Annotated in this window: 11 protein-coding genes and 1 pseudogene; 3 read left to right on the top strand and 9 right to left on the bottom strand. The window is 33.7% G+C overall.

The genetic code is table 11. The features are described 5' to 3' along the window. Positions 1–53: 53 nt before the first annotated feature. The 6 genes and pseudogenes from PTZ02_RS19675 to PTZ02_RS14880 all read right to left on the bottom strand — a co-directional run bounded on the left by PTZ02_RS19675 (position 54) and on the right by PTZ02_RS14880 (position 5,904). Positions 54–281: a PEP-utilizing enzyme gene (locus tag PTZ02_RS19675; protein WP_337992998.1), complete on the bottom strand. Its 228-nt coding sequence runs from the start codon at positions 279–281 to the stop codon at positions 54–56. Next, positions 282–2,420, bottom strand: coding sequence for a PEP/pyruvate-binding domain-containing protein (locus PTZ02_RS14860; protein WP_337992997.1), 2,139 nt, complete (start codon positions 2,418–2,420; stop codon positions 282–284). Between the two features lie 20 nt (positions 2,421–2,440). Further along, positions 2,441–3,073, bottom strand: coding sequence for a TetR/AcrR family transcriptional regulator (locus tag PTZ02_RS14865; RefSeq protein WP_274228587.1), 633 nt, complete (start codon positions 3,071–3,073; stop codon positions 2,441–2,443). Positions 3,074–3,346: 273 nt separating this feature from the next. Further along, positions 3,347–3,493, bottom strand: a pseudogene (locus PTZ02_RS14870) (helix-turn-helix transcriptional regulator); the annotation flags it as partial. A gap of 106 nt (positions 3,494–3,599) precedes the next feature. After that, on the bottom strand, positions 3,600–4,370 hold the full coding sequence (locus PTZ02_RS14875) for a hypothetical protein (RefSeq protein WP_274228588.1): 771 nt from the start codon (positions 4,368–4,370) through the stop codon (positions 3,600–3,602). A gap of 508 nt (positions 4,371–4,878) precedes the next feature. Next, positions 4,879–5,904 carry an SDR family oxidoreductase gene (locus PTZ02_RS14880; RefSeq protein ID WP_274228589.1) on the bottom strand — a complete coding sequence of 342 codons (1,026 nt, stop codon included), beginning with the start codon at positions 5,902–5,904 and terminating at the stop codon, positions 4,879–4,881. 118 nt (positions 5,905–6,022) lie between these two features. Between PTZ02_RS14880 and PTZ02_RS14885 the strand changes: the two genes are divergently transcribed. Then, entirely contained in the window at positions 6,023–6,541 is a 519-nt protein-coding gene (locus PTZ02_RS14885) for a TetR/AcrR family transcriptional regulator (protein ID WP_274228590.1), read from the top strand. 101 nt (positions 6,542–6,642) lie between these two features. Here the strand turns inward: PTZ02_RS14885 and PTZ02_RS14890 are convergent, their stop codons facing one another. Then, entirely contained in the window at positions 6,643–7,575 is a 933-nt protein-coding gene (locus tag PTZ02_RS14890; RefSeq protein ID WP_274228591.1) for an SDR family oxidoreductase, read from the bottom strand. Between the two features lie 214 nt (positions 7,576–7,789). Here PTZ02_RS14890 and PTZ02_RS14895 point away from each other — a divergent pair, with 214 nt between their 5' ends. Further along, the gene (locus tag PTZ02_RS14895) at positions 7,790–8,359 is read left to right on the top strand and encodes a TetR/AcrR family transcriptional regulator (RefSeq protein WP_274228592.1); all 570 of its coding nucleotides are present in this window, start codon (positions 7,790–7,792) and stop codon (positions 8,357–8,359) included. Positions 8,360–8,465: 106 nt separating this feature from the next. Here the strand turns inward: PTZ02_RS14895 and PTZ02_RS14900 are convergent, their stop codons facing one another. Continuing rightward, positions 8,466–9,395, bottom strand: coding sequence for an AraC family transcriptional regulator (locus PTZ02_RS14900; RefSeq protein ID WP_274228593.1), 930 nt, complete (start codon positions 9,393–9,395; stop codon positions 8,466–8,468). 161 nt (positions 9,396–9,556) lie between these two features. Here PTZ02_RS14900 and PTZ02_RS14905 point away from each other — a divergent pair, with 161 nt between their 5' ends. After that, positions 9,557–10,297, top strand: a complete 741-nt coding sequence (locus PTZ02_RS14905; protein WP_274228594.1) for an SDR family oxidoreductase — start codon at positions 9,557–9,559, stop codon at positions 10,295–10,297. Positions 10,298–10,448: 151 nt separating this feature from the next. Here the strand turns inward: PTZ02_RS14905 and PTZ02_RS14910 are convergent, their stop codons facing one another. Further along, positions 10,449–13,547 carry a GtrA family protein gene (locus PTZ02_RS14910; protein ID WP_274228595.1) on the bottom strand — a complete coding sequence of 1,033 codons (3,099 nt, stop codon included), beginning with the start codon at positions 13,545–13,547 and terminating at the stop codon, positions 10,449–10,451. Positions 13,548–13,552 lie beyond the last annotated feature (5 nt).

Here is a 13,552-nt window from a genome sequence, read left to right on the forward strand (position 1 = left end):
TATTAAATTGCAAAACTCGAGTATCATTGGTTATTTTTAGAGTCTATCTTTTGCTATAACTTCTTTATTATATGAACAATTCCTTGTCCACCATCAACAAGTACTCGATCTCCAGTCTTAAGTCGTGCGGTAGCATTGCCGCATCCAACAACAGCTGGAATACCTAGTTCTCTAGCTACAATGGCTGCGTGAGATAAGGGCGCTCCTATATCAGTAATAATTGCTGCCGCTTTAGGAAAAAGAGGAGTCCAGCCTACATTAGTGGTTGATGCTACTAATATTTAATTTGTTTTAAGTTTTTCCCCTTCCTCTGGATTAGTCAATACACGCACAACTCCCTCTATCCTACCTGCTGCTCCTGCATAGCCATTGAGTGTTTCAGAATTAGGTGTACTAATAGTTGTTAATGCAGGATCATAATAATCCACTCTTCTATTTGGATCTTCTGCCCACTTAAATGGATCAAATCTTCCACGAATAATTGATGGCAATGGAGGTAGTGTTTTATATTTTTCATAAGTTTTGCGTCTAGTTGGAATATTCTTCAACGCTGATTGGTCTCCGGAAAGCAAATTCAAAACTTCATCTAAATGGAGAAAAAATACATCGTCTCCAATTCCTGTGAGCTTTCCTACTTTAATCGCAAATGCACGGTTAACCCTAAATACTCTGGTCCATTCTGAACGAACAGCCTCTCTTAAATAACTTCCTTCAGAAGCATTTGCAATTTGATTGATAATCTTTTTTGCCTTTCCTGGAAAACGTTCTTCAAGCTTCTTTAAAGTTTTTTCATACTGAATATGCTGCTTTTTTAAAAGTCCTTCAGCATCTACATTAGACTTTTCAAATTCCTCTATCTGTTTTTCAAGCCAAGCTTGATTCTCTGAAGGATCAGGTATGGATATCTCAAACTCATGAGGACCTCGATGCCCGTACTTCATCAAGTATTCATCTTTGCTCATCTCTCCCTTAATAATCTTTGATATTCCCACAACTGGACCAAGACTTTCAAGTTCAGAATTTCCCCTTAAGTTTGACAGCAATGTATTTGCGTCCTCTTTTCCTAAAAGCTTTGGAAGTTCTTCATTTAACTTGAATAATCCCATCAATTTTTTTCGAGGAGCAAAACGTCCAACCCATAATGCCTTACAGTTATAAGGCCAAAGTTCTTCTTTCCAAAGATCAAGCAATTCTTTATTACTCTCTATTCTATCAATGCGTTCTTTCATTGATCTGCACCAGCTTGGTGTGTCCTTAAGATAATTCGGCATTGCCTTCGCAACTTCTTTAGAATTTTTTGAAGTATTCTTTATTCCTGGTATCATTGCTTTTATTAATCCTAACCCCGAATATGGGTAAATAGGAATATTCATTCCTTCAGGCATCTGACCAAATATATCATTCATTTTTTTTAGCACAGGCTTATAATCCTTACCAAAGGCTGGATATATTGATAATGCCATGTTTACATTCGAATACATTCTTCCGCATATATTACCAGAAAATAAATAATACCCTGGAACTACCATTTGTTCCTCGTCAAGAGCCCTTATTACAGACCAACTTAGTGGAGTAAAAACGTCAGCCATAGCCTCACCAACATTTGTGTTGGTCCATAAGAAATCCCCATCAAATGAATCATTCAATTCATAAGTATCTGGATTACCAGGCTTCAAGGTTGTAATAGGACGTGCTTGAAGAATATATAACTTTCCTTTTGCAACAGCCCATTCTATATCTTGTTGACTTCCTGATTTCCTCACTAGTTTTGAAGCATATTTATACACCTCTGAGGCATACTTCTTAAAATCACTTGGCCCTTCATACTTTCCTTTTGGCCTCATCAATTTAAATGGATATGCATTAGCTTCTCCAGATACAAGCTGTTCTCCCAACCCATATACAAAATTACCTGACATACTTGTGTGGCTACCTGTAATCGGATCAGCAGTAAAAAGTACCCCAGAAATTTCAGACTCTATCATAAGCATAATCACTACTGCAATCTGATGAGATTCCTCCATTCCTTGAACAGAACTGTATGCTTTTACTCTCTCTGATTCTCTTGATCTAAAAACAGTATAAATTGCTTCCTGTATTTCTTTATCAGTTTTTACATTAAGAACAGTCTCAAACTCTCCTGCAAATGATGCTTGTGCTGAATCTTCACTTAATGCAGATGACCTTACAGCAAACAATGCTCCTTCATGATTTTTTCTAATGGCATCCATATAAGTCCTTATTTCATTCCAAGCTTCATCATTAAGCTTTTCCTTCTCAAATGCAGATGGTAAAACAACGAAACCTTCAGGAACAGGATACCCATCTTGATACATTCTTGCTAGGCTGCCTCCTTTTCCTCCTGCAAGTACCTGAAGCTCAGGAGTCAAATCTTTAAATCTTTTAACCATATTTGACATATCATGCATCTCCTTTTTCCTTACTTATAAAAACTGTCTTTTAACAGATCAAAATAAATATCCATTTCCGATAATATTTCATCGAAATTAAGATTAGTTATAGGGTTAGTTTTTATCTTTTCCTTCTCTTTGGCTGTAAATCCTTCCATAGTCCAAATAATAACATCTACAGCTCTTCTTATATCAATATTCTCTTTAAACTTGGAAGTATCGAAATTGTTTAGTACTTTACTATAGGCATTTATAAAGTATTCTTTATTCCTTGACTCCATATCATCCTTTACTTCATCAGCATCTTCAAAATTCGCAACTTTGACGAAGTCAAGCATATCGGGATATTTATTAACAAGCATAAATTCAACTAATAAAACTTGTCGCAATCTTTTTAATATGTCTTTTTCATTTAAATCTATTTTCCCGAAAAACTCATTCATAAGAATCTCTAATGCATGGTCATACAAAAATAAGAACAGGTCCTTCTTACTATTAAAATAATGGAATAATGCTCCTTTTGAAATGTTAGCTTCCTTGGTAATCTCATCTGTAGCAGTATTTTTATATCCTTTTCTTGCGAATTCCTTTATTGCTGCATTTAATATTCGCTCTTGTTTTTCAGGTTTTAAGCTTAAAAACTTTGTAAAAATGCTGTTCACCTTCTTTCTAAATAAAAAAACGAAAATCCATTGACTGGATTGGTCAATTTAAATATAACACTATTGACTGATTTAGTCAATTATATTACCACAAAATTATCAAAAATTTCTATATTAAATTTTTTCAATAATAAACACCTCTAGAATTTTATTCTAGAGGTGTTATTTTATAAAGTTTATCTGTAAAAAATATGTATGCAATTTAGAAAAATAGACTACTAAATTCAAATATTTATTTATCAATCAATCCAAGCTCAATAAAACTTGGCATTTCTTTCGTGGTGATACCATATTAGATGGCTTTTTAGTAGTCCACAAGTTTGTTTTTTCTAGTCTCACCAAGATCGTATAAACTGTCCCGTCTACAACCCCCGTAAATCCTAGACCATCGAGCCCCTTCGTAATTTCGTAAACGTATATTTCCTAATGATTGATGATTTCAAAAATACAGCCTTCTAGTACGACTTTTAACACTTATGTGATAAATTGCTAACAATGGAGTGCTTTTGATAATATATATTCCTACTCAATTAAAGAGTGGCTTACAATTAGGCATAACTTGCTTACAGTATTGAATTTTTTCTCCAGCCTTTTCTTTCATATTCATTTTCATATATGTTTTTGAAAGACAGTACGCAATTAAAGGCTTGATTAGTATTGGAGATTCCTTATATTTACCCTCTAAAGATTCGATTATATTATTATCTATGCTCCCATTTAGTAATTCACCAATTTGTATATATGTTTCATAAAAATTCTGAGTTTTGTTGCCTCCTGGAACATTATCAGATACACTGCCTAACTGTTTAGATAAAATTGATAGCCTTATTCCCTCATTATAGTTTTCAGTCTGTAGATAGCATATTAATGCTTTTATCGAAATTTCCAACGATTGAATGTAAGAAATTCTAAAACTCCAATTTATTTCATTTAGCATCTGCTCAACTTTATCAAATTCCCCATAATAGCAGCATACTACGCACTTAGAATATATTAACATAGCATCTTTATCCTTTAGTGTCGGAGCTAGATTACTATAAATTTTGTCATAATACTGTAGTAATTCTGCAGAAGTCTCATTTTGAAATCTTTTACTTATATTTTCCTTACCTTTATTTCTAATAAAATAAATAAGTACAACTGAAATCACTATTATAATGATTATTAGAATACCTCCTTGAGCATTTCCATTTGTAATATTCTTAATGATACCAAATGAAAGTATGCACACAATAGGTATTAAAATAAGTAAAGATTTAATCCAAACTTTTGAAAAATATAATTTATTCTTCTCCACCTTTTATTCCCCCATTTTAAAATATGTTTATTATCTGGTGTAATTTATTAAAATTGTGTCCCTATTGAAATTATATAAAATCTCAATATTTACACTTATTATCGTTTAATTAGACCGTTCCCTTTAAACGATTTGTTCACAAAAAGAAAAGCCCCTCCCAATTCCATCTTTCAGAATTAGTGTGGCTTCCCATTTCCTACATTATCAATTATATCTGGTATTGCTATTTCCAATGCTGTACTTAATCTCTCTACCTATTTATTACTTCATACATGAATAAATTCAATTCATTATCTTCAACTGTATTTAAAGATGTTTTAAAGAACTTCGTTTTAATACTTTCTTTATTCACCAACTTTAAAGGAGCATTATCTCGGATTAAATAACTGTGATTTTCCTCTATATCTCCACCATAACCGATTATAAATATATATTTTTTACAACCATTTTCCTTATCGCAATTTTAATCTCACACAAGTTAGAAAAATAGCATACTAAATTCAAATATTTATTTATCAATCAATCCAAGCTCAACCATACTTTTCGCAGTTGCTATGATTGCTTCTTCTGCTGATCTTGGCTGCCAGCCAAGCAACTTCTTGGCTTTTGCATTGCTACAGGCAGTATTTTTTCCTAAGAAGGTCGCTGGCATACGTAAATCTTTATTGAAAGTCGCTAGAAATTTCACGACAAAATTAGGCATTTCTTTAGTTGAGACTTTTTTTGCTGTACTCCCTAAACATCTTTTCAAAATTTTTGCTTCTTCTTTGTATGTCAGATTTTCACCTGTGGTAGCAAGAAATCTCTCTTCTACGGCTTCTGAACGTGTCATCGCTAGCAAATGTAAGTCTGCAACGTCTCGTGCATCAACGCAATCAAATCCAGCTTTTAAAAGAAATGGCATCTTACCATTTAACATGGCACGAATAATTTGATTGGAGTGTGAAAAGTCCTGGCCAAGTATAGGTCCCATGACAGCAGTCGGATTGATAGCTGAAAGCTCCATATTTTTTTTCTTCGCAAACTCCCAAGCTGCGAGTTCTGCCATAGTTTTTGAACGTTGATATGCATCAATATCGGCAGACAAGTCTGTCCAATCTTCCTCAGTAAAAATCTCTGGATGAGATTTATGCCCTGCAAGCACTGCCCCAGAAGCAGAAGTTAAGACTACACGTTTAACTCCCGCTGCCTTGGCAGCCTTCATCACACGCAATGTACCATCAACAGCCATTTTCACCATTTCATCACCGTCGTCTGGACGGGTGGCTGGTGTTGGAGATGCTACATGAATAACGTAAGTTGCACCAGCTGCAGCTTCCATCCAATTCTTATCACTTGTTAAATCTGTCTCGATGAACTCCAAATTCTCAAAATCAGTTACTCCACCTTGAGCGAGCATTGATTTGACCTCGTCCTGACGTGATATTGTGCGAAGTGTTGTCCTAACGCGATATCCTCCATTCAAAAGTTTCAAAATTATGTGTACGGCTATAAAGCCACTTCCGCCTGTTACTAATACCAATTCTTTTCCCATTATAAATTCCTCCCTTAACTGAGGTTTCACTTGTAACCTCTGTGCCATTAGTATATACTATCATCAGAACGAATTCAATTCAGAAACGATCATCTGTGACAGATAAGGAGGTATTGTAATGGCTGCTACTAATCACGCACAAGCCATCAAAAAAGATACAAAAGATTTTATCACAACAGCGTTGCTGCAAATGCTAACAAAAGAGAAGTTGTCAACACTGACAGTTTCTCAAGTCTGTAAAAGAGCTGGAGTGAGCCGTATGGCTTTTTACCGTAATTTTGATGGACTTGAGCAAATTTTATACGAGTATTACAAGCCAAAGATTGCAGCTGTCTTTGACATAATTCATAAAAATTCACAATTCTCTATCAAATTTGATAGCCAGTTGAATTTTTTCAACACCTTTGGTGATGATTTGTTACTGTCTAATGCCCGAGGATTTGAGCCAATTATTCAGAGGATTTTCATAGAAGAAATACAAAGATTTTATTCCGAAGATAGCGATGGATACTGGACAGCTTTCATGTCAGCTGGGGTTTACGCCATTTGGAGAAAATGGTTACTTGATGGTAGGCAAAAACCACTCGAAGAGATAATGGACTTTTTGAAGCAATTTGATATGTTTCCGCAGAAATAAGATAACAAGACACCCTACAAAATTTAACGTATGGTGTCTTGCTTTAGTAATTTACCTATGACTTTTAATATGTTTTAGTATTTACTACAGTTACTGTTTTATTAAATAAACTTTACATCTGTCAACTTTTCAGATTCTTCCCAAAGCTTTGAAGCAACCTTAATATCCTCTGCTTGTGGTGCAATTTTAGCTATTTTAGGATACCCTCTCATTTCGTTCATTTTCGAAGGTCCGTAATAAGTACCACTTTTTGACTCTTCAGCTACAGCTGCGTAAAGTGCTGGCCACGCTCCATGAGCTGCTGGCTGAAATAAAAATGGTCCAAATAAGCGACGAGCAATTCCAGCTGGGCTGTTTTTTCCTGCTCCATTAGGGATCAATTCTGTTCTAGATATCCCCGGATGTGCACCTATGCTGCTAATTCCCCATCCAGCTGCATCACTTCGTCGTTGCAGCTCTAGTGCAAACATTAGACACGCAAGCTTTGATTGAGAATAAGTTACCATTGGTCTATAATTTTGTTCTGATTGTAAATCCTCCAAGTTTATAACTCCTGAAAGATGAGCCAGACTACTCATGGTGATCACCCTAGGCTTATTTCCTTTCTTCAAAAGGGGAAGCATATGTGCTGTTAACGCAAAATGTCCAAGATAATTTGTCCCCATTTGCAGTTCAAATCCATCTTTTGTAACTATACGTTTTGGAGGATTCATTACTGCTGCATTATTTACAAGAATATCTAAGCTTTTGCGTTGTTCCTTTATCCTTTCTCCAAATTCCCTTATAGATGAAAGATCCGCTAGGTCAAGTTCTTCAAAACATATACTTCCAGCTGGATTTATTTTATTAATCCTTCTTATTGCTTCTTCCCCTTTATCTCTATTTCGCCCCGCCATTATAACTTCAGCTCCTGCGCCAGTCATCTCCAATGCTATTTCATATCCTATTCCACCAGTTCCTGTAATAACTACCGAGCGTCCTTTTTGTGAGGGAATATCTGCTGAAGTCCAATTACTCTTCATTCTTTCTGCCATAATAAAAACTCCTTATTATTTTATAATCATTTTAACTACTTACATCGCATGGCATTCCTAATTAAAATCATAACAACACCAATTCTTTTACTTATATTAAAACTTACACACTTGTGTAAGTTTATGACTTGAATTATAATATACCTTAAATAGCAAATCAATATGCTTAGTATAAGTTATACACAATTTGAAATATGTGAAAGTAGGTACTACAATGATAAATACTAGCGAGAATCCAGCATCCATTCGTTCGAAAACCTATTTAGTTGAAGCTTTACTAGAACTTATGGATGAGAAAAGTTATGAGACTATATCAATCAAAGAGCTTACAGACAGAGCGAAACTTTCCAGACGTACGTTTTATACAAATTTCGAAACAAAAGAAGACATACTTAAATATCATTTTGATACATTAGTAAATGAATATATTCAGATACTACAAACATATGAATGTTTGACGGCCAAAGATATAGCTAATGAATATTTCAGTTATTGGTTCTCCCATAGAAATCTGCTTCGTCTCTTAAAAAAGAACAATCTTCCGATTCTTATTAAGGTTTTTGAAGAATTTCTCAGAAATATGAACTCACTTACTATCATAAAAAATCACCGTTTTACGGACAGTGAATTGCAATATTACGATGCAGTTTTCGTGGCAGGTGGTTTATGGAATCTATTGAATGTTTGGATAGAAAATGACTTTGGGAAGAATTCTGAAGAAATGACTGATATATTTGTAAAAATATTCAATGCAATTCCATCAGATAGAAGTAGCGAAAGCTGAATATCTATTGACGTGTTTAATTAGCACTCTTTTTGTACCTCAGGCGTAAAAAAAGAGTGTGTTTTCTGTTTGCCTATACGGCCTTAAAACAGAAAACACACTTAGATTATGTAGTGCCTGAATCTAACGAAGCTCGAAGACGATTTATATCGCTTATAGGAGGCAATCCAAACATACGTGCATATTCTCTGCTAAATTGAGATGGGCTTTCATAACCTACTTGAAAACCAACATTTGCAGCTTCAGATGACTCTGCAAACAGCAAACGCCTAGCCTCTTGTAATCTTATCAACTTCTGATATTGCAAAGGACTCATTGCTGTTACTTTTTTAAACTGATTATGTAATGATGATGTACTCATGTTAACTTGTTTTGCTAAATCTTCAATTCTCAAGGGTTTTGAAAAATTACTATTTATAATCTGAATAACTTTTGCAATACAATGTGCATGACTTCCAATCATTGCAAATTGCTTAATAAGTTCTCCTTGCTTATCTTGCAGAATTCTATAAAGGATTTCACGAATTATCAAAGGTGAAAGGATTTTAATATCCTTAGGTGTATATAAGAGACGTACAAGTCTTAACACAGCATCAAGTAAATCAGAACTAATTCTATTAACTACTATTCCACGTCCTGAATCCATCCTACCACTCCATGCCTCGTTTGATTCCTTAATAATATCAAGTATTTGCTCCATATTAAAGTTTATTTGTACACATAAGAAAGGCTCATCAGGAGTAGCTTGTATAATTTGCCCCGTAATAGGAAGGTGAACAGATGTAACCAAATATGATGTTGGATCATATTGATAATTTTCATCAGCAAGCGTTACTATTTTTGATCCCTGTACAATTATCAATAATGCTGGTTCATAAATAGTGTGCAAAGGCTCAGAAACATTTGATGCTCGGAATAACTGCAAAGAAGGTATAGCTGTATTATGTATTCCGTCCACATCTACAAGTCCATTAATCATTGAAACTAATTCTTTTTGATAAATTGCAATTTTGTCATTTGCTAATTCTTTATCCATTTCTAACTCCTTTTCTACTATTAATTGATATACAAATTATATTATTCTGTGTAGGATTAGGCAATAATCTTATTAAAATAGGCTACCTAGCTATCGCACCAAATATATATAATTATCTTAGATACAAGGTATTTAACGCAAGCTTAAAGGAGGATTTTATTATGAATACAATAAAAAAAGATAGAGTTGCAATTGTTACTGGGGGTTCACGTGGAATTGGTCGCGCAATCTCAGAACGTCTTGCATCTGATGGCCAAATAGTAGTTATAGCATATGCAAATAATGTTTTTGAAGCTGATAAAACTGTACAATCTATAATAGAAAAAGGAGGTAAGGCAATTGCTGTTAAAGCTGATATTAGTGATGAAGTTGCAGTTAGCGAGCTTTTTGATATGACAGAGAAAAACTTTGGCGGAGTTGATGTTGTAGTTAACTCAGCTGGCATTATGGGACTTAATACAATTGCTAATTTCGATCTTAATAAGCTTGATCAAATAATTCGTACAAATATACGTGGTACCTTTGTTGTTGATCAACAAGCTGCTCGCCATGTAAGATCTGGAGGTGCTATTATTAATCTTTCTACTTCAGTAAAGAAACTTGCATTGCCTACTTATGCTGCCTATTCTGCTAGCAAAGGAGCTGTTGATGCAATCAGCCTTGTACTTGCAAAAGAACTTCGTGGCAGAGATATTACAGTAAATGCAGTAGCTCCTGGACCAACAGCAACAGAACTATTTTTTGAAGGCAAGGATCCTGAGACAATTGAGCGTATGGCCAAAATGAATCCTATTGAACGTTTAGGAAAACCAGAAGACATTGCAGAAGTAATTTCCTTTTTAGCAGGTCCCGCTAGATGGATTAATGGTCAAACCATTTATGTTAATGGTGGTATGGTTTAGAAAATTAACAATTTAGTACTTGCAATAATTTGCGAGTAATTTAGAACCCCCTCTTAGGAGAGATGAATCTATCATATCTACTAAAGAGGGGTTTTATTTTTATTATCCTTGAAAATCTTTAAGCTCTATTTTACGATTGTCCTGACAACTTTTACTTTGAAAAATTTTTCTTTAAAATATGGAACATAATTATACCTATTAAAAAAGTAATACTTATACATGCTCCTGGAATTAAACCTGGCGTAATATATGTCAGTTCAATTCTATGAGCTCCAGGCTCTAGTACTAATCCTGTGAAAACACCATTCACCTTAATTAAATCTTGTTTTTTCCCATCAACCTTTGCTGACCACCCTTTGCTGTAAGGTATACTAAGGGCAATAATCCCTTTTTCATCATTTTTAATAGTTGCCTTAATATCTCCACCATTTATATGCAGGTTTTCTAGATTATATTTATTTCGTGCATTTATCCAGTTTTCATAATGCTTGTATGAATTAAACCAGGCATGAGCATTATCTATTGTGAATTTGCCCTCAGAGATATTTATTTTTAATATTTTAGTATTGCCGTCAAGTCTGAACGTAAATGTATTAAGTGGATATATATAAGGATAAGTTTCTTCCATCTTAAGTGTGGATTTTCCGTTAACATTTAAATTAATCATCTGCCCGTTTGCAGGCTTAATATTCATTGAAAAAAGAATTTCACCCTTATCTCCTTTTTGTGTATTGTTTATAGGAATACTAATAGATGCATTCTTTCCAGCTGTTAATGTTCCGTCTTTATACTCCATATTTTCAGTAACTGCTCTTCCCCATGCTAGTGAAAGCTCTGTTGTTACATCATCAATTGCACCGCTGCTAAGACCAGGTACACTTTTATCAACAACTGCTTCCTGAAGAAGCAATGCATCCTTTTCCGCAAAATTCATTTTATTATTACTCTGTACATCTACAGTGTTTGTATACCATAAGTCAAAACCCACATTATTGGTACTTTCATACACTTTATATTTATCAGTTTCCTTCTTAAGCACATATCCATAAGCTGGTACATACGGATCATTTTTGTCCCTGACTAAATACTTCACTCCAAAGGCAGTTTCCAAAAACAAGCGGTCATCGAAATTTGCATATATATTTGGAGCAACATAATGATTTAAAACATCTTCATTAACCTTTAACCATTTATGAAGATTTCCATCAACCATACTATTATAGGCACTTGTGCCGTAATAATTCTGACTTAATGGTGAATTTTCAAAAGGCGAACTAGTTATAGTCCTAAAAAATTCACTGTTTGATGGGGCTAACTCATTAAATACTTGTTCCTCTTCATTGCCGTGCATGAAATAATTTTCAATTTTTTCTTTAGACATATCAGGCTGAACAATGTATAAATAACTATTTATATTACAAATAAGGGATATTCCTACTGCAAAAACTATAATACAGCTTAATATATTTTTTATAAAACGATGTGAAATATATCTTTTTAAGATTACTGCTAAAATAGATATTAATCCTGAAACTAGTATTAATCTGTTTATAATGCTAGTTAATTTTACATTTTCAATTGTATAATTTAAACCTCGCGAGGCTTTTGTATAGTAAAAGTATAATATTAATGCAAAAGAAATAGAAATAAATTTTAAACCTGCACTTTTTAGTCTGTCATTCTCCTCTAACCAATCCGGAACTGCATATGCTATTGAAAATATCAATAAATAGAACCACCTGTCCACAGAATATGATAAACCATTAAAAAAACTTCCTGTATACGGAATTAAATATAAAACAAAGAAAATTCCAGCTAGAATTGTTTTTTTTCTAGCAACCTTAGAAAGCCTTCTCCACGGTAATGCAAAAACAATCAGAACAATCATTGGAAATCCTAATGTACTAAAATAATAAAAGAACTTTTCAGGAAGTTGTAAAATATAACTTCTGTCATAAAACATAGGTATGATTGCTGAATTTGAAAAACGATCCACTTTTAAAAAGGCCAAGACTGAAGGTAAGAATGCCACTGCTGAAAGTCCCAGTGCAATGACTGCAAATATCGCATATTTTGAAATTTGTCCGAAAAATGAACATATCTTGTCTTTTAATTTCGTCCCTTCAACATCCATAAATACAATAATAAAAATAATATAAAAAACAAAACTGATAAATCCGAAATAAAAACTGTTTGCAACAGTTAATGCAGCACTTATGACAAAAGGAACCCAGTTACTGCTTCTCTTATATATTCTCCACCCCAATACTGTGAGTGGAAGCCATATGTATGCATCTGCCATAAAATCATTGAAAAGAGAAAACCATATAAAATTAATACAGCCACCGTATATGGCAGCACCAATAAGAGAAGAATATGTCTTTCTTTTCTCATATTTTAATAACACATATAAAAATAACATACTTAAAAATTGCTTTAAAATACTGAATACTAGTTTCCATCTAAGAGTATCCTCCAATGTCCATGTTCCGATTCCAAGCTTTCTCAATAAAAGCATAAGATAAAAAAACGGACTTGTAGTATAATAGTAGCTAAACCCGCCGAAAACATCCCCTCCGAGCCCATAAACCCAGGACCAGAAAGGCTGTCCTGAAAGGAATTGTTTTTGAATAAATGGTACAAAATACATAAATTGCAGTGTGCTATCAGTGCCTGACTTTCCAAATAAACTTCCACTGTGAATCACATAAAAATGGCAGCATACAGAAAAAATCAGCAAAAGTAATACCGCAACTGAGTTCTTCATTACTGCAGAAAAAGTTATATGCTTGTCAGCCTTTTTATCCACCTCAGAAGATGCATGATTCTTCTTTTTAAAAACAAACAACTTACTTGAAAAGTAATTCATAATAATAACAATAACATTGGCCGCAACTTTTGCATACATATCATTAATCTGCATCTTTTCTACCAATATAAACATGGTTAATAAATCAATCAGTAATGATAAAAACCTGAATGCAAAAAAAGACACCGCTTCTTTAAAAATAACTGCTGCATTGAAGTTTCTGCTGTTGAATACATATATCTTATTTGTTACATATGCAAAGATAACAGCAATTATCCATGCTATTACCGATGCTGACATGTAGTCTAATTTTAAGATCTTTGTAAAAACCCAATAAGATGCTATATTAACCAAGGTTGTCAGTACACCAAAAATTAAATACAGCATTTTTTCTCCCGTTCCATATTTTAAAAGAAGTTCTTTGTACTCTTTTAACTTCATACCCA

It is taken from the genome of Clostridium sp. 'White wine YQ', assembly GCF_028728205.1.
In the GTDB taxonomy this organism is placed as follows: domain Bacteria; phylum Bacillota; class Clostridia; order Clostridiales; family Clostridiaceae; genus Clostridium_T.